The following is a 15,320-nucleotide window of genomic DNA, read 5'->3' on the forward strand; positions in this document are numbered from 1 at the left end:
AGTGTCCGGAGTCGAAGCGTTCTAGCCACCATCATTTGCTGTGGGCGCGTGTTTTTCACTACAAGAGTGACACAAGCGCACTAATGGTCTCCATTTCGAATTCGTGGTTTGCCCAAAATCGCTAGTCTAGACTCTACTCCTACCTTTCTAAGTGGTAACAACTATCCGTGCACAGGGTCACTATTCGGGAACGCCGGGGTTTCCCGGCGAGCAGGTTGGGACACATGAGCACGGAAGATGCATTAGAGGAAGCAATAGACGTTCTCCAGCAACTTGGATTAAAGGAATACGAAGCAAGGTGCTTCGTCGGACTCTCACGCCTGTCGTCAGGGACAGCGAAACAACTCAGCGAGATTACTGACGTTCCACGAACCCGCGTCTACGACGCGGTACGAGTTCTCGAAGCACAGGGACTCGTCGAGGTCCAACATTCGAGTCCGCAGCGGTTTCGAGCGGTATCGCTGCCGGAAGCGACCGACACACTGCGCGACCAGTACGAGGCACGAGTCAACCGGCTGACGAATGCGCTCGAACGGGCTGAGAAGGTCAGCCTCGAAGACGACAAATCGGTACAAGAGGTGTGGGCGATGACCGGGTCGGAAGCGATTAGACATCGGACGAGCAAGTTAGTCAGCGATGCATCGACTGAAGTTGTTCTCATCATCGGTGACGAGCCGGTTTTGACCGATGAGTTAGTCAACGACCTCAACGAGGGGAGTAACGAAGTAGACCTCCTCGTCGGAACGGTAGACGAATCACTCCTACAGCAGGTCGAAGACGCTGTCCCGAACGCCGAAACGTTCGTCTCGGAACTCGAATGGCTCCGAAACGATACTGACATCGACGAAGTCACCATCGGGCGATTACTACTCGTTGACCGCTCGGCGATTCTCGTCAGTACGGTAGTGCCGGAGACGGGGGAAGAACAGGCGATATTCGGAGAAGGGTTTAAAAACGGGCTGGTCGTCATCACTCGCCGGTTGATGGCCCAGGGGTTGGTTCCGGCGCGCGACCCGAATACGTAGAAGCGAGACTGTCTCTCTATTTTTCGCAGATGGCTCGTGAGTACTTCAGCGTCGTCTTTATCGTAGCCACGTCCACAGTTACCGACAGTTCCGAAGCGTTCGTTGACGTCCCCACTGTTCTCGAATCTCGACTCGAACTCCGATACCAGCAGTCATTCGAGACGCAATCGATTCCGCCGCACTATTCATATCGCAGTATCTGATTTATCCACTGGTGGCACCCCGAGACGACGGGACTGCTACGGTCACGCATTTTCTGCCATAGTGTTGCTCATGTGTGCCTTTTTCTCGATTTAGACTGGCCGATTAACTCACGTTCGTGTATACTCACAGAGAACAGATACCAAAGCATTACTTATCGCAGTTCACACTGCAGGTATGGGCCTTCGCAAGCCGCCGTTACACTCCGTCCACGACTCGCTGGGCGCGAGGTTCACGGCGTTCGGCGGATGGGACATGCCGGTGGAGTACGACTCCATCAAGGCAGAACACGCGGCCGTCCGCGAGAGCGTCGGCATCTTCGACGTTTCGCACATGAGCGAAATCGAGGTGTCCGGCCCGGACGGCACCCAATTGATGCAACGCCTGACGACGAACGACGTGACGGCTCTCGAACCCGGTGATTCGCAGTACGCTGCGATAACCACCGACGAGGGAATCATCATCGACGACACCGTCGTCTACCGACTTCCCGACCGAGACCATCCCGTCTATCTCTTCATCCCGAACGCGGGCCACGACGAAGAGATGTACGACCGGTGGACCTCGTTCCGCGACGAGTGGGGTCTCGACGCAACCGTCGAAGACGTCACCGAGGAGTGGGCGATGTTCGCCGTGCAGGGACCCGATGCACTCTCGACCGTCTCGGAGACGACCGATGCGGACCTCGACGACCTCTCGAAGTTCCAGGCGACGTATGCTGACGTGGCCGGAATCGAGTGCTGGGTCGCGCGGACGGGCTACACGGGCGAGGACGGCTTCGAAATCCTCTGTCCGTGGGACGACGCCCAGTCCGTCTGGGAGTCGCTCGATGCGACCCCTTGCGGACTCGGCTGTCGTGACACCCTCAGACTGGAGATGGGCTACCTGCTCTCCGGACAGGACTTCGACCCCGAAGAGCAGCCTCGAACGCCCTACGAGGCCGGAATCGGCTTCGTCGTCAAGTTAGACAAAGAGTTCGTGGGCCGCGATGCCCTCGAACAGCAGAAAGAAGAAGGCGTGGCCGAGAAGTTCGTCGGCTTCACCCTTCTCGACCGGGGAATCCCCCGACACGGCTACGACATTGCGAACGCCGACGGCGACGTAATCGGCGTGGTGACGAGCGGAACGATGAGTCCGACGCTCTCGGAACCCATCGGTCTCGGCTACGTCCCCGCCGAGTACGCGAGCGCAGACACCAAAGTTCGCGTCCTCGTTCGTGGCCGCGAAAAGCGCGCACAGATAGTGACACCACCCTTTATCGACCAATAATGTTCGAAGTTCCCGACGACCGCAAATACCTGGAATCGCACGAATGGACCACCACCGACGGCGACACCGTCCGCATCGGTATCACCGACTTCGCACAGGACGAACTGGGCGACGTCGTCTTCGTCGAACTCCCCGCCGAGGGCGACGACATCGACGCCGGCGAGGAGTTCGGCGTCGTCGAGAGTATCAAGGCCGTCTCGGACCTCTACTCGCCCGTCTCGGGCACCGTGAGTGCGGTCAACGAGGACCTGTTCGACGCGCCCGAACTCGTCAACGAGGACCCGTTCGGCGACGGTTGGATGCTCGAAATCGACCTGTCGAACCCCGACGAACTCGACGGACTCCTCTCTCCCGACGAGTACCGCGAGCAGACGGAGTAAGATGACCGCAGGCAACGGACGGCGGGTCGGAAGCCCGTACGCACCCCACACAGACGCCGACGAAGCGGCGATGCTCGACGCGATCGGTGCCGAGAGCGCCGAAGCGCTGTTCGACATCCCCGAGGAGGTTCGGTTCGACGGCGAGTTCGGCATCGAACCGACCGACGAACAGGAACTCAGGCAATCGATTGCGGACCTCTTCGCGCAGAACGACGACCTCGTGGAGTTCCTCGGGCGCGGCCACCACGCACACTACGTGCCCTCGCTCGTCTCGGACCTCTCGCGTCGCTCGGAGTTTCTGACCTCCTACACGCAGTACCAACCCGAGATTACGCAGGGCTTCCTGCAAGTGCTCTTCGAGTACCAGTCGATGCTGGTCGAACTCACGGGTCTCCCCGTCGCAAACTGTTCGATGTACGACGCCGCGACTGGGCTTGCTGAGGCCGCACTCCTCGCAAACCGTCTTCGACGTGGTGCGAGCGGCCATCGCGTGCTCGTCCCCGAGCACATTCACGACGGCCGACTCGGCGTCCTCGAAAACTACCTCGACGGCGCGGAGATGGAAATCGGCGAGTACCCGATGGACGACGGCGCGGTCGATGTAGACGCCCTCGCCGACCTCGTGGACGACGAGACGGTGATGGTCTACGCCGAGAGTCCGACCGTCCGCGGCGTCATCGAGGAGAACCTCTCCGAAATCGGCGCTATCGCCCACGACAACGAGGCGCTGTTCTGTCTCGGGAGCGACGTGGTCGCGCTCGCACTGCTCGAAGAACCGGCGAGCGTCGGCGCGGACGTCGTCGTCGGCGAAGCGGGCGCGCTCGGTCTCGGAACGGCCTACGGGATGGGTCTCGGCATCTTCGCCACCCGCGAGAAGTTCCTGCGGCAGGTTCCGGGCCGTCTCGTCGGCGTTTCGGAAGACGCCGCCGACATGCGAGCGTTCACGCTCACACTCCAGACGCGCGAACAGCACATCCGCAAGGAGCGCGCGACCTCGAACATCTGTACGAATCAGGCGTGGGTCGCCCTTCGGACGGCCATGCACATCGCGTGGCTCGGCCCGGACCGCCTCGTCAACCTCGCCACTGACGCCGTCACCGACGCCCGCGACCTCGCGGAGCGATTGGACGACATCTCGGGTATTCAGGCACCGGTCTACGACCGCCACCACTTCCGCGAATTCGTCGCCCACACCGACCAACCCGCCCCGGCAATCGTCGAGGACTTAGAAGACCGCGGCTTCGCGGTCCACTTGCTCGACGACCACCACCTACAGGTGTGTGTATCGGACGTGAACGCCCACGCCGCAGACGACCTCGTCGCGGCCTTCGAGGAGGTGGCATAAGATGGATTTCGACCAAGCGCGATACAGCCGTGACGACGTGTACGAACCGCTCCTCTCGGAGAAGGACAGCACCACCGTGGAAGTCGATTCCGAGGGCGTCCTCCCCGACGACCTGACCCGCGACGAACTGACGCTGCCGGGTCTCTCGGAACCGCAACTCGCCCGGCACTACACGCGGCTCTCGCAGATGAACTACAGCGTCGAGACGGGTCCGTACCCGCTGGGGTCGTGTACGATGAAGTACAACCCCTCGTTTACGGAGGACGTCGCGGCCGACCCGAACGCCGCCGTCCACCCCGACCGCTCCGGGCGGTCGATTCAGGGTAGTCTCGGCCTACTTCACGGCCTGCAAAACTACCTCGCCGACATCGGCGGCATGGACGCGGTGACGCTCCAACCGCCAGCGGGCGCGGCGGGTGAGTTCACGGGCATCCTCGTCGCCAAAGCGTACCACGAATCGCGGGGCGACGACCGCTCGGAGATTATCATCCCGGCCTCCGCCCACGGGACGAACTTCGCCTCCGCCGCGATGGCGGGGTACGACGTGGTCGAACTCCCCTCGGACGAGGACGGCCGCGTCGATATGGAGGCGCTCGAAGCCGCCATCTCCGAGGAGACGGCGGCGCTCATGCTCACCAACCCGAACACCATCGGGTTGTTCGAGCGCGACATCGTCGAAATCGCCGAGATGGTCCACGATGCCGGCGGGTTGCTCTACTACGACGGCGCGAACCTGAATGCGCTCTTAGGCCGCGCTCGCCCCGGCGACATGGGCTTCGACATCATGCACTACAACGTCCACAAGACGTTCGCCACCCCGCACGGCGGCGGTGGTCCCGGTGCCGGCCCGGTCGGCGTGGTCGATGAACTCGCGGAGTTCCTCCCGAGTCCGATGGTCCGCGAGACCGACGCGGGCTACGAACTCTACGACCCCGAGTCCTCGATTGGCAAGGTCCACGGCTTCGCCGGCAACTGGCTCGTTTTGGTCAAGGCCTACGCCTACATCGCGCGTCTCGGCGACGAAGGGCTCGCAGACGCCAGCGCGAAGGCCGTGTTGAACGCCAACTATCTGGCCTCGCAGGTGGATTTGGAGGTCCCGTACGGACCGTTCCACCACGAGTTCGCGGCGACCGCGGGCGACCGCGACGCCGCCGACGTGGCAAAGCGCATGCTCGACTACGGCGTCCACCCGCCGACGACGAAGTGGCCCGAGATGGTCTCGGAGGCGATGCTCACCGAACCGACGGAAGTCGAAGACAAAGCGTCGCTCGACGACCTCGCGCGCGCCTTCAACGAGGCGTACGCCGACTCCGACGAGGAAATCGAGTCAGCGCCGTCGAAGACGAGCGCTCGCCGCATCGACCAGGTGTCCGCCGCGCGCAACCCGCGACTCTCGTGGCAGGCGCTCGGCGACGACGAATAGAACGAAGAATTTTCTTTTCTCAGGCTTCGGCGTAGGTTTCCACGTCGTCCGTGATGTGGATGTAGCCGTAGTCGCACTCCGTGCAGTGCCACTTGGTCTTCTTGCCGAGATGAACCATCATGCTGGCGGCGAGGTAGAACGTGTCGTTCCCGCACTGGGGGCACTCGCGCTCGATTTCGAGGTCGCTCATGATGCTGCGTCCGTGGTCGTCAGTGTTGAAGATATTGGTTCGTAGGCGGGGTTTGGTGGGGTGATAAACCAGATAACGCGATATAGAATCGTGCAATTTCGCTCAATCCCCGCGTGACACCCGATTCAGGCCCCAGAAGAGATTTACACCGACTCAGAGAGCCACAATTAATGGATTCGCTGACACGTCGGCGGCTTCTCCACCTCGGGAGTGTGGCACTGATGGGTGGCGTTGCTGGGTGTTCCAGTGCAGCGGAACCACCGCATCCAACCCTCGGCGAACTCGACGTCGTGAACTTCGATTCGACGTCGTACACGGTTCACGTGCTTCTCTTCCGTGCGGGCGACGTCGTGTACTGGGCCTCCGAACCAGTCGAGCCAGCAACAGACCACACTCTCGGTGGCGCTAGATTCGACGGATACCCCACGGAATCGATAGACGAACTCGTCGTCCGCCGCGACGACCAACCGAAACCCGAGTGGGAGCGGTTCGACCTCACCGAGTACGAAACCGATTGTCTCGGCTTCTCGATTCACATCGGCGACGTCGATAGGCGAAACCCCGGCGAGGTATCGATTTGGAAGACGACCAATCCCAGAGAGTGCGAGTAAAACACCCGTTCCACACTCCCCAAAATGACTGACTTTCTCTGTTATTAAAACGTTCCTTCAGAGTTAATAGCTCAAGTGATGAATGAAGAACAGTAAATGGTCGTTCCCCGCTGGACGGTCCGAGTGTTCCTCGCGGCGCTCATCCTCCTCTCGGCTACCACACTCGCCGTGGGATACGTCGAGGCAGAGCGCTCGAGCCAACAGGTGACCGGTGACCCGAGTGTCGAGCAAGCCTTCCGAACGGGTAATCGAAGCCCCGTCGTCGATGAACGGGACGGAATCACCGTCATCGCCACCGACTCTAACGCCTACATCGGCGACGAGAGCGACGGCGCTCGTGCGCTGGCAGAACTCGTCGCATTCGCCCCCGACGGGCGAATCTTCTACTACCAGAACGACCACACGCGCTACTGGGACGTAGACCCCGTGGAGGGGACGACTTCGACCGTCGAGTTCGTCTACGCCGACCACCTCGACGCCAGTCAGTGCGGCGGCGAGACCGACTGCACCCGAAACGGAATCGAACGAGTAGACCTGATGACCGGGGAGCGAACCCAGATTTACAGTCGCATCACCCCCGGCAAGCACTCGACGCGCTGGCACGACGTGGACCGCATCGACGACGAACACCTCCTCGTCGCCGACATCTACCAAGACCGGGTGTTCGTCGTCAACACCACGAACGAGATTATCGAGTGGGAGTGGGACGCCCAGACCGACTACGACGTGGACGAGACCGGCGGGCCGTTCCCCTCGGACTGGACCCACCTCAACGACGTGGAGTACGTCGAAATCGACGGCAGACCCGTCGTGATGGTGAGCCTCCGCAATCAGGACCAGGTCGTCTTCATCGACATGGAAGAGGGCCTGATGGAAGAGTGGACCCTCGGCAGCGAGGACGACTACGACACCATCTACGAACAGCACAACCCCGACTTCATCCCCGAAGAACGAGGTGGCCCGGCGGTGCTCGTCGCCGACTCGGAGAACGGGCGCGTCATCGAATACCAGCGCGAGGATGGGTCGTGGGTCCAGTCGTGGACGTGGACCGACGAGCGGATGCGGTGGCCCCGCGACGCCGACCGCCTGCCGAACGGAAACACGCTCATCACCGACTCGAACGGTGACCGCGTCCTCGAAGTGGACCCGAACGGCACCGTCGTCTGGTCGGCGACGATAGGATTCCCCTACGAGGCCGAGCGACTCGGAACCGGCGACGAGAGCGCGGGCGGCCAGAGTGCGGTTGCACTCGGTCTGCCTTCGCAGACGCTCGACGACCTCGATACGTCGGTTCAGACGCAGGTCACCGAGACGCTCCCCCCGGACATCGTCAACGCCATCTCGTACGTGTTCCCCCGGTGGGTCGGCACGATAGAGGTGCTGGCGGTGCTGATCCTCATCGGGACGGTAGTCACGTGGATGGCGCTCGAATACCGGTGGGCGGGCTACTCCATCGGCCTTCGAATCCCGATTTCGCTGCGGAGGAGACAATCGTGACCGTTCGAGACACGTCGGCCGAGTCGTCGGCGACGGCCACGATTCGGTCGGTCGCCCACGCCGCACCGCTCACGCCGTCTGACCGGTACTGGCTGTTCTTAGCGATGCTTCCCGGACTCGTCGCGGCGGGCGTCTATCTCTTCGTGATGCCGTATCCGGGTTACGGTGCCGGGTTGTACGCGAAAATCGCCCTCGAACTACAGGCGAACGGCTACCTCTTGCCGGCGCGAATTCCGGGCTACACCGTCGATGGCGTCCCGTTCGCGTATCCGCCGCTCCAGTTCTACATCCTCGCGGTGCTGTTCGACCTCGGGTTCGACCCCATTGCCGTCGCCCGAGTGCTCCCCGCGATTGCGGTCATTGCGACGCAGATTCCGGTGTACCTCCTCACCCGCGACATCACGGAGTCGCGGCCGACGGCGGCGATTGCCACCGCGCTGGTGGTGCTCAACCCGCAGGTGTTGCAGTGGCACATCTCGGCCGGGGGCGTCGTCCGGGCGTTCGCCTTCCTGTACGCGATGGTGGCCATCTACGCGGGGTATCACGTCTTCACGTCCGGCAACCGTCGAGCGATGGTGCTCGGTGCGGCCGCCTTCGGACTCACCGTCCTGACTCACCCGACCTACACGCTGTTCGTCGTCGCAACGTATCTCCTGTTCTGGGTCGTCCTCGACCGGAGTCTAATCGGGTTCGGTCGGGGCGCGCTCGTCGGCATTGGTGGGCTGAGTATCGCCGCCCCGTGGTTGTGGTGGGTACTATCGACGCACGGTCTCGACGTGTTCACCGCCGCAGCGGGCACCCACGGTGGGATTGGTGGCGGGCTCGAAGCGGCCGTCGCGTTTCTGTCGCCCTATCACGTGTTGCTCCTCGCGGCGATTGGCTACCTCGTGGTCCGGCGTGAGTACCTGCTCGTGAGCTGGCTCGTCGTCGTGGCAGTGCTGTTTCAGCAATCGCGGTTCGCCTACGCAGTGGGCGGTATCGCCCTCGCAACTGCACTCTACGACCTGACGATACGGGCGCGCCTGTTCGGTCGCCTGCAGGCGTTCAGCCTCGGCCGGTTCGACCGCAGAGCCATCGGAACGGTGTTTCTCGTCGTCGGTATCGCCGTCGGCGGCGTCTACGTCTCCTCGGAGTTCGCAAGCCAGTCCGACCCGTTGGCGCCCGCGTTCATCGACGATTCCAGCGTCGAAGCCATGGAGTGGGCGGCCGCCGAGACGCCGCCGGACGCGACGTTCGTCGTGGTCGGCGACGCCGCCGAGTGGTTCCCCATGATGACTGACCGAACCATCCTCATCGGTCCGTGGGGTGTCGAATGGGAGGGCGACGGACCGTTCGAACGCCAGATCACCGCCTACGAGACGAGTTCCGAGTGTCAGACGGCGACGTGCGTCGAGCAGGTCGCCGCCAGCGTCGGCGGGTCACCCGACTACGTCTACGTTCCACGCGGGAGGTACACGATTCGCGGCCACGGAATGGTCACCTTCGGGTCGCTCGAACGGTCGTTCGACCGGTCGCCGAAGTGGCAGCGCGCCTACGAGAATAGAGATGTCATCATCTACCGGTCGAAGCCCGTGTTCGAATCAGACGAATCCGAACAGTGAGGCTGCGAGGGTCATCACCCACGCGACGAGTGCCGCGTTCTTCTGCCTGCGGTCGTCGAGCGCGACGCCGTAGGCGAACGCTCCGAGCGAGCTGGCGAGTGCGGCCCGGTGAATCACGAGATCGACCGAGACCTTCGAGACGCCGAGGGCGTTCATGTCGAGGACGAACGCCGCACCGAGACCGACGATTGCGAGCAGCGGTGCGAGGTTCGCGGGCATGTCGCGGGCGAAATGTCGAGCGAGGAGTAGCGGCCCGACGACGAGTACGGGATAGAGCAATCCCGCGAAGAGTTTGGGCGTGACGCCGGGGAACAGCCCTTCGGCGGCGACTCCCGCGACCCTGACGCCCAAGACGAGCGCGACGAGCGTCAGCGGGAACGCGACGAAGTCCGTCTGCTCGGTCTCCCACTGCGTTCGGCTCACGACCGGAGCCGCTGCGGCGATGACGAGCGCGGCGGGGGCGAGACCGACGACGGTCGTCCACCCGTCGCTGCCGCCGCCGCGGTGACCGTGGTAGACGCGGTCAACGTCGCTCACGACCGGTTGCCGCCGAAGGTCGTTTTCGAGCTGTCGCGCCGCGGGTGCGACCCCCGTCACCGTGTGCCGGAGGCGGTACCAATCCCAATACTCCACGTGGGGTTGGAACGCCGTCCAGTTCCCGGATGGCGATGGATACGCGCGGAGATGCGTCCGGGTGCCGAGATACGTTCCGTCTTGGAGTTGGTACTCCGAGTGGACCCACTTCCCGCGGTCGTCGCGCTCTGACATCAGGTACGTGTATCGCGTCGCCCCACGAGCGGGGTGCCACGGCGAGGTATCGAACACGGGGTCGTCGCCTTCGGCCGTACTCCAGTTGAGCGACGAGGGGTCGGTCAGCAATCGCTTCGTTCGCTCGGTGTCACCGTGGACGATGACGGTGAGTGCGAGCGTCCGTTTATCGATGGATTGGCTCTTGCTGGTGTAGGGCCAGACGTAGGTCCCTTCGGTCGGTTGCACGAGGCGGTCGTCTGTTGGGGGACCATCGTGGGCAGTGGTGTTCGGAGTGAGCGCCGCACTCGTCAGTAGGCTTACCCCGAGGAGGACGGCCAGGACCACTGCCAATCGGTATCGCACAGGTCGGGGGTGGTCAGGACCGTATATATATCTCTAGCTTCAGTTTGTTTCATTTACCAGAAATTCAGGGATGAACCTTGCGTCTGCGAAAGACGAGAGTGCGTGATTGTTCTATTCTACCGAGTATCAGTAGAATTTCAACAATATTCTGGGCGTATCTTAGTCCGAGTTAGAACGCGTCTCGGCCGCGTCGATACTCCCGATTTCTGGCGTGTCGTCCGACCCCATTCTCGACTGCATCTTGCCGACGACGACGGTGACGACGTAGATTGCGACGGCGACGAGGACGATGACCCCGCCCGCGGTCGCATCACCGTAGTACGACGCGGCGATACCGAGGATGACAGCGAGTTCGGCGAGCACGACCGAAACGAGCAGCGATTCGTTGAAGCTGCGCGAAACTTGCGCGGCGGCCGCGACGGGGACGACGAGCATGGCCGCGACGAGAATCACACCCATAATCTGCATCGCGCCGACGACGACCAGCGCGGTCAGCATGACCATGATTCGGTTGTACCACGTCACCGAGAGACCGGAGACGGCCGCGGCGGTTTCGTCGAAGGTGACGTAGAGCAGTTGGTTACGCGTGAGCGCGACGGTGCCGACGATGATAGCGAACAGGACGAGGAGGATGGCGGCGTTCTCGGCCGAGACGGTCGAGAGGTTGCCGAACAGATACTGGTTGATACCGACGGCGAGACCACCCGCGTTGATGCTGATGAGCACCGTCCCGAGGGCGAATCCGGTCGAGAGGACGATTGCCATCGACACGTCGTTGTAGGCGTCGGTCGCCTCCGAGATGAGTTCGATGAGCAGCGCGGCGATGATGGCGACGACGACGGCGCTCAGATAGGGGGAGACGCCGAAGTTTAATACACCATTGAGGAACAACCCAATCGCAACCCCGGCGAAGGCGGTGTGAGCGAGGGCGTCGCCGATGAGCGCGAGTTGGCGGTGGACGAGAAACGTCCCGATGAGCGGGGCCATAACCCCGATACACAGGCCGACGAGAATCGCACGGTGCATGAACTGGTACTGGAGGAGTTCGAGACCGGTGGCGTCGGCGAGAAAGAACATCACCTCGGACCAAACGGTGAGGAACCAGTAGAGGGGTACAAGCACCGGGTCGAGCGCGCTCTGTAGGAGAACCGGGTTCATTGGGCACCTCCAGCGAGGCTCATGGGCGTACCGAACGCCCGAGCCAGTGCGTTACTCTCGACGAACTCGTCGGTCGGGCCGTCGAAGTACACCTCGCGGTTGAGACAGACGACGCGGTCGGCGTGGTCGGTGACGGCGTGCAGGTCGTGCTCGATGAGGAGGATGGTGATTCCCGACTCGTTGAGCGAATCGAGCAGGTCGTAGAAGGCTTCGACCGACTCGGCATCGACCCCGACGGTCGGTTCGTCGAGGACGAGCAAGTCGGCCTCGCCAGCGAGTGCGCGGGCGATGAACGCACGTTGGCGCTGGCCGCCAGAGAGTTGCGTCACCCGTCGATTCGCAAACGCGGTCATCCCGACGGTTTCGATAGCTTCGTCCACGATTCGGTTGTCTTCCTCCGAGAGGCGGCCGAAGCCGACGTGTGGGAACCGACCCATCTTGACGACTTCGCGGACCGTAATCGGCATCTCCTTCGACGCGCTCGCGTGCTGGGCGACGTAGCCGATTTTCGCACCCTCGTCGAACGTGTGCGAGGGTTCGCCGAATAAGCGCGCCGTGCCGGCATCCGGGCGAAGTAAGCCGAGGAGCAGTTTCATCAGCGTCGATTTTCCCGACCCGTTCGGGCCGACGATGGCGAGGTACTCGCCGGCGTCGATGCGAAGCGAGATATCGGACACCACCGGTGAAGCAGTGTAGCCGAACGTCACGTCGTCGAGTTCGACGACCGGCGTCTCGGTCATTCGAAGTTCCTCCACTGCTCGTTCCAGCCGTCGAGTTCGATTTCGTCGGGTGATTTGTTCCCGAGGACGACTTCGAAGGTGGGCATGTTGATGTTGTAGGCTATCTCCTCGTAGCCCCATCCGTTCTCGACCCAGTCCTCGCGGACGCCCGCGTAGGGAGTGACGGGATAGTAGGCTTCGACGCTCGTCTCGGCGAGGAGTTGCTTCGCCGGGCGGCGAGTCTCGAAGACGGCCGCGCCGATGTACTTGATTCCGTTCTCCTCGATGACGCGCTTTGCTTCGGTGATATCCGAGGGCGTGATGTCGCCACTCGCGGCGAGGTTGACGACGAGCGGGCGCATCTCGACGCCGTAGCGAACGCCGAGGTACTGGAAGGCGTTGTGGGCCGCCAGTTGGACGACCTTGCGGTCGGCGTTGTCGAAGATTTGCTGGTAGTCGCGGTCGATTCGGTCGAGCACCTCGGTCTTGTACGCCTCGGCGTTCTCGCGGAACGTGTCTTCGTGCTCGGGGGCGAGTTCGACGAACCCTTCGGTGATGTTATCGACCGATTGCTTGGCGCGCTGTGGGTCGAGCCAGAAGTGCGGGTCTTGGCCGCGGCCGTCGCCGACACCCTCTTCTTCGGGGTCGAGGCTCGCGGCGAGTTCGACGAGTTCGACGCCCTCGCGGACGTTGATGAGTTGCGTATCGACGTCGTCGTCTTTCAACGTCTGAATCGCGCGGTCGGCCCACGGTTGGAAGTTTTCGCCGACGTGGATGAAGGCGTCCGCCTCGATGATTTCGCGCGTGATGCTGGCGTTGGGTTCCCAGCCGTGGCCGTGAAGCCCCGTCGGGATGAGGTTCTTGACCGTCAGCGGCGTGTCTTTGGCGACTTTTCGGGCAAAGTCGTAGAAACTAAAGAAAGAAGCGACGACGACCGGACCGTCTCCCGAAGTGTCCGAATCGGTGTTCGTGTTCATCTCTCCACTACTGCCTCCAGATGCACCGCCGAGACAGCCGGCGAGACCGGTTGCGAGGAGACCCGCACCACCGGCGAGTAGCCGTCTGCGAGAGAGCTGTGAGGAGTCAGTTCCGAGATTTGAATTCATTCTTGACTGAAACAGCGCTAGGCAAATATTTAGAAGTTATGTTCTAAACCAGAAATTAGACTAGTCTAAATTTGATGGGGGCGACCCTTCGAAGCTCGAATCGTCGCCAGAAGAGAGTCGAAAGTTCAGCGCCAAACCACCGCCGTCCAAATCTCTTTGACTTCAGAGTCCAAACGGCGGGCATGGGAATTGTCCTGTACGCGCTGGATGGCTGTCCGTTCTGTGAGAAGGTACACGACGCACTCGATGCGAACGACGTCGAGTACGAGACCGAGTGGGTCGAAGCCCTCCACTCGAAACGAAACGAGGTGAAGAAGGTGAGCGGCCAACGTGGGGTTCCCGTGCTCATCGACGAGGACCACGGCGTGACGATGGCCGAGAGTGCGAACATCCTGCAGTACGTCGAGCAGACGCTCGCACGATGAAAGTCTACACCGGACGCGGCGACGAGGGACTGACCGACCTGCGCGATATGACGCGCGTCTCGAAGACGAGTCACCGAATCGAGGCCTACGGCACCGTAGACGAGGTGAACGCCCTCATCGGGACGATTCGTCCGACCGGATACGACGACGTAGACGAGCGACTGGAGGCGATGCAGAACCACCTGCACGTCGTCCAAGCCGACCTCGCCAATCCGAACCCCGAGGACGACGACCCGCAGATTCGCGCCGAGCACGTCGAATCACTCGAATCGTGGATCGACGAGGCTGACGAGGAACTCGACCCGCTTCGGTCGTTCATCCTGCCGGGTGGGAGCGAAAGCGGGGCCAAGATTCACCACGCGCGGGCGGTCTCGCGCCGTGCGGAACGACGCGTCGTCGCGCTCGCGGGCGAAGAACCGATCAACGAGCAGGTGGTCGCCTACCTCAATCGACTCTCGGACGCGCTGTTTACCTACGCGCGACTGGTGAACAAGCGCGACGGCGTGCCCGAGTCGGCACCGACCTACTGACGGCATACCCGCTTTGGAGAGTGAATGGAGTTCCAGGACGGTCGAACCATGCCCACGGTAATTCCGTCCCGGAAGGACAGACGTTGCGGGTGACCCGACCAGCGGGAGTTCGGGTTGCCCGTGTTTTAGGCACGCCTAAGAATTACTAAAAACTGTCGGTCGTTCGGATATTCATGGCATTTGGTACCGAATAGCACAATCGTTTTCTTATTCGCCAGAGTATCTGAGGTATGAATCGCCACTTCAGTGACGCTCGATACTACTTCGGACGGGGGTTCGACCACCTTTACGCGGGCCTTAAAGAAGAGACAGCACCACTACGACGTCGCGTGATGCGAGCGATGGGCTGGGAGACGGAAGACGAAGCGCCGGAGCCGCAGACTCGACGTGAACGTGTCGAATACGGTGCTCGGCAGGCCGCCACTCGGGGTCGGAGAGTCGCCGGAGACGTGCGTCGTCGCGTCGGTCGGACGGGACAGTAGTCCCCGCAATCGACCCACAACGTAAGTCTTAATTGACGCGCCGGGGTACGGAAAACCGTAGCCGGGTTGGTGGTCTAGCCAGGTTATGACGGCTCCTTCACACGGAGCAGGTCGGCAGTTCGAATCTGCCCCAACCCATTACTTCGTTTGTTGCTGAACAAGGAGACGGTCGTATCGCCGTCCAGTGGTTTTCTGTTCAGCCCGATTTGAACCCACCATGCGAGCGGTCGTTGGTGTTCTAACCC

The 15,320-nt window shown here is 62.1% G+C and carries 16 protein-coding genes and 1 tRNA gene; 12 read left to right on the top strand and 5 right to left on the bottom strand.

From position 1 onward, the window contains the following. Positions 1-224: 224 nt before the first annotated feature. The 5 genes from ACFQJC_RS02760 (at position 225) to gcvPB (ending at position 5,643) form a co-directional block, all read left to right on the top strand. On the top strand, positions 225-1,025 hold the full coding sequence (locus tag ACFQJC_RS02760; RefSeq protein ID WP_390221719.1) for a TrmB family transcriptional regulator: 801 nt from the start codon (positions 225-227) through the stop codon (positions 1,023-1,025). Positions 1,026-1,403: 378 nt separating this feature from the next. Beyond that, complete coding sequence (gcvT, locus tag ACFQJC_RS02765) at positions 1,404-2,495, top strand: glycine cleavage system aminomethyltransferase GcvT (RefSeq protein ID WP_390221720.1); 1,092 nt, start codon at positions 1,404-1,406, stop codon at positions 2,493-2,495. Continuing rightward, on the top strand, positions 2,495-2,875 hold the full coding sequence (gene gcvH, locus ACFQJC_RS02770) for a glycine cleavage system protein GcvH (protein WP_390221721.1): 381 nt from the start codon (positions 2,495-2,497) through the stop codon (positions 2,873-2,875). Before gcvT ends, gcvH begins: the two co-directional genes overlap by 1 nt. 1 nt (position 2,876) lies before the next feature. Then, on the top strand, positions 2,877-4,220 hold the full coding sequence (gene gcvPA / locus ACFQJC_RS02775; protein ID WP_390221722.1) for an aminomethyl-transferring glycine dehydrogenase subunit GcvPA: 1,344 nt from the start codon (positions 2,877-2,879) through the stop codon (positions 4,218-4,220). Position 4,221: 1 nt separating this feature from the next. After that, entirely contained in the window at positions 4,222-5,643 is a 1,422-nt protein-coding gene (gene gcvPB, locus ACFQJC_RS02780; protein ID WP_390221723.1) for an aminomethyl-transferring glycine dehydrogenase subunit GcvPB, read from the top strand. A 19-nt stretch (positions 5,644-5,662) separates the two neighbouring features. On the opposite strand, the gene ACFQJC_RS02785 is transcribed toward gcvPB, so the two are convergent. Beyond that, positions 5,663-5,833: a DUF7838 family putative zinc beta-ribbon protein gene (locus tag ACFQJC_RS02785; protein WP_390221724.1), complete on the bottom strand. Its 171-nt coding sequence runs from the start codon at positions 5,831-5,833 to the stop codon at positions 5,663-5,665. A 170-nt stretch (positions 5,834-6,003) separates the two neighbouring features. Between ACFQJC_RS02785 and ACFQJC_RS02790 the strand changes: the two genes are divergently transcribed. The 3 genes from ACFQJC_RS02790 to ACFQJC_RS02800 all read left to right on the top strand — a co-directional run bounded on the left by ACFQJC_RS02790 (position 6,004) and on the right by ACFQJC_RS02800 (position 9,542). Next, positions 6,004-6,444, top strand: a complete 441-nt coding sequence (locus ACFQJC_RS02790) for a hypothetical protein (RefSeq protein WP_390221725.1) — start codon at positions 6,004-6,006, stop codon at positions 6,442-6,444. Positions 6,445-6,540: 96 nt separating this feature from the next. Continuing rightward, on the top strand, positions 6,541-7,941 hold the full coding sequence (locus ACFQJC_RS02795; protein WP_390221726.1) for an arylsulfotransferase family protein: 1,401 nt from the start codon (positions 6,541-6,543) through the stop codon (positions 7,939-7,941). Further along, complete coding sequence (locus ACFQJC_RS02800) at positions 7,938-9,542, top strand: glycosyltransferase family 39 protein (protein WP_390221727.1); 1,605 nt, start codon at positions 7,938-7,940, stop codon at positions 9,540-9,542. Before ACFQJC_RS02795 ends, ACFQJC_RS02800 begins: the two co-directional genes overlap by 4 nt. Here ACFQJC_RS02800 and ACFQJC_RS02805 read toward each other — a convergent pair. From ACFQJC_RS02805 to ACFQJC_RS02820, 4 genes are all read right to left on the bottom strand, one after another. Beyond that, positions 9,522-10,655, bottom strand: a complete 1,134-nt coding sequence (locus tag ACFQJC_RS02805; RefSeq protein ID WP_390221728.1) for a hypothetical protein — start codon at positions 10,653-10,655, stop codon at positions 9,522-9,524. The genes ACFQJC_RS02800 and ACFQJC_RS02805 overlap by 21 nt on opposite strands. 159 nt (positions 10,656-10,814) lie before the next feature. After that, positions 10,815-11,813: a metal ABC transporter permease gene (locus ACFQJC_RS02810; RefSeq protein WP_390221729.1), complete on the bottom strand. Its 999-nt coding sequence runs from the start codon at positions 11,811-11,813 to the stop codon at positions 10,815-10,817. Further along, entirely contained in the window at positions 11,810-12,553 is a 744-nt protein-coding gene (locus ACFQJC_RS02815; protein WP_390221730.1) for a metal ABC transporter ATP-binding protein, read from the bottom strand. The genes ACFQJC_RS02810 and ACFQJC_RS02815 overlap by 4 nt, the downstream gene beginning before the upstream one ends. Beyond that, positions 12,550-13,638, bottom strand: coding sequence for a metal ABC transporter substrate-binding protein (locus ACFQJC_RS02820; RefSeq protein ID WP_390221731.1), 1,089 nt, complete (start codon positions 13,636-13,638; stop codon positions 12,550-12,552). The genes ACFQJC_RS02815 and ACFQJC_RS02820 overlap by 4 nt, the downstream gene beginning before the upstream one ends. A gap of 182 nt (positions 13,639-13,820) precedes the next feature. Here ACFQJC_RS02820 and ACFQJC_RS02825 point away from each other — a divergent pair, with 182 nt between their 5' ends. From ACFQJC_RS02825 to ACFQJC_RS02840, 4 genes are all read left to right on the top strand, one after another. Then, positions 13,821-14,063: a glutaredoxin family protein gene (locus ACFQJC_RS02825; protein ID WP_390221732.1), complete on the top strand. Its 243-nt coding sequence runs from the start codon at positions 13,821-13,823 to the stop codon at positions 14,061-14,063. Beyond that, entirely contained in the window at positions 14,060-14,593 is a 534-nt protein-coding gene (locus ACFQJC_RS02830; RefSeq protein ID WP_390221733.1) for a cob(I)yrinic acid a,c-diamide adenosyltransferase, read from the top strand. Before ACFQJC_RS02825 ends, ACFQJC_RS02830 begins: the two co-directional genes overlap by 4 nt. A 230-nt stretch (positions 14,594-14,823) precedes the next feature. Beyond that, positions 14,824-15,075, top strand: a complete 252-nt coding sequence (locus tag ACFQJC_RS02835) for a hypothetical protein (RefSeq protein ID WP_390221734.1) — start codon at positions 14,824-14,826, stop codon at positions 15,073-15,075. 63 nt (positions 15,076-15,138) lie between these two features. After that, positions 15,139-15,213: transfer RNA gene (locus ACFQJC_RS02840), tRNA-Val, on the top strand. Positions 15,214-15,320 lie beyond the last annotated feature (107 nt).

Source organism: Haloferax namakaokahaiae (genome assembly GCF_042663225.1).
Lineage (GTDB): Archaea > Halobacteriota > Halobacteria > Halobacteriales > Haloferacaceae > Haloferax > Haloferax namakaokahaiae.

Coding starts and splice junctions, on each gene's coding strand:
- ACFQJC_RS02760 (WP_390221719.1), top strand. CDS start 225: ATGAGCACGGAAGATGCATTAGAGGAAGCAATAGACGTTCTCCAGCAA.
- gcvT (WP_390221720.1), top strand. CDS start 1,404: ATGGGCCTTCGCAAGCCGCCGTTACACTCCGTCCACGACTCGCTGGGC.
- gcvH (WP_390221721.1), top strand. CDS start 2,495: ATGTTCGAAGTTCCCGACGACCGCAAATACCTGGAATCGCACGAATGG.
- gcvPA (WP_390221722.1), top strand. CDS start 2,877: ATGACCGCAGGCAACGGACGGCGGGTCGGAAGCCCGTACGCACCCCAC.
- gcvPB (WP_390221723.1), top strand. CDS start 4,222: ATGGATTTCGACCAAGCGCGATACAGCCGTGACGACGTGTACGAACCG.
- ACFQJC_RS02785 (WP_390221724.1), bottom strand. CDS start 5,833: ATGAGCGACCTCGAAATCGAGCGCGAGTGCCCCCAGTGCGGGAACGAC.
- ACFQJC_RS02790 (WP_390221725.1), top strand. CDS start 6,004: ATGGATTCGCTGACACGTCGGCGGCTTCTCCACCTCGGGAGTGTGGCA.
- ACFQJC_RS02795 (WP_390221726.1), top strand. CDS start 6,541: ATGGTCGTTCCCCGCTGGACGGTCCGAGTGTTCCTCGCGGCGCTCATC.
- ACFQJC_RS02810 (WP_390221729.1), bottom strand. CDS start 11,813: ATGAACCCGGTTCTCCTACAGAGCGCGCTCGACCCGGTGCTTGTACCC.
- ACFQJC_RS02815 (WP_390221730.1), bottom strand. CDS start 12,553: ATGACCGAGACGCCGGTCGTCGAACTCGACGACGTGACGTTCGGCTAC.
- ACFQJC_RS02820 (WP_390221731.1), bottom strand. CDS start 13,638: ATGAATTCAAATCTCGGAACTGACTCCTCACAGCTCTCTCGCAGACGG.
- ACFQJC_RS02825 (WP_390221732.1), top strand. CDS start 13,821: ATGGGAATTGTCCTGTACGCGCTGGATGGCTGTCCGTTCTGTGAGAAG.
- ACFQJC_RS02830 (WP_390221733.1), top strand. CDS start 14,060: ATGAAAGTCTACACCGGACGCGGCGACGAGGGACTGACCGACCTGCGC.
- ACFQJC_RS02835 (WP_390221734.1), top strand. CDS start 14,824: ATGAATCGCCACTTCAGTGACGCTCGATACTACTTCGGACGGGGGTTC.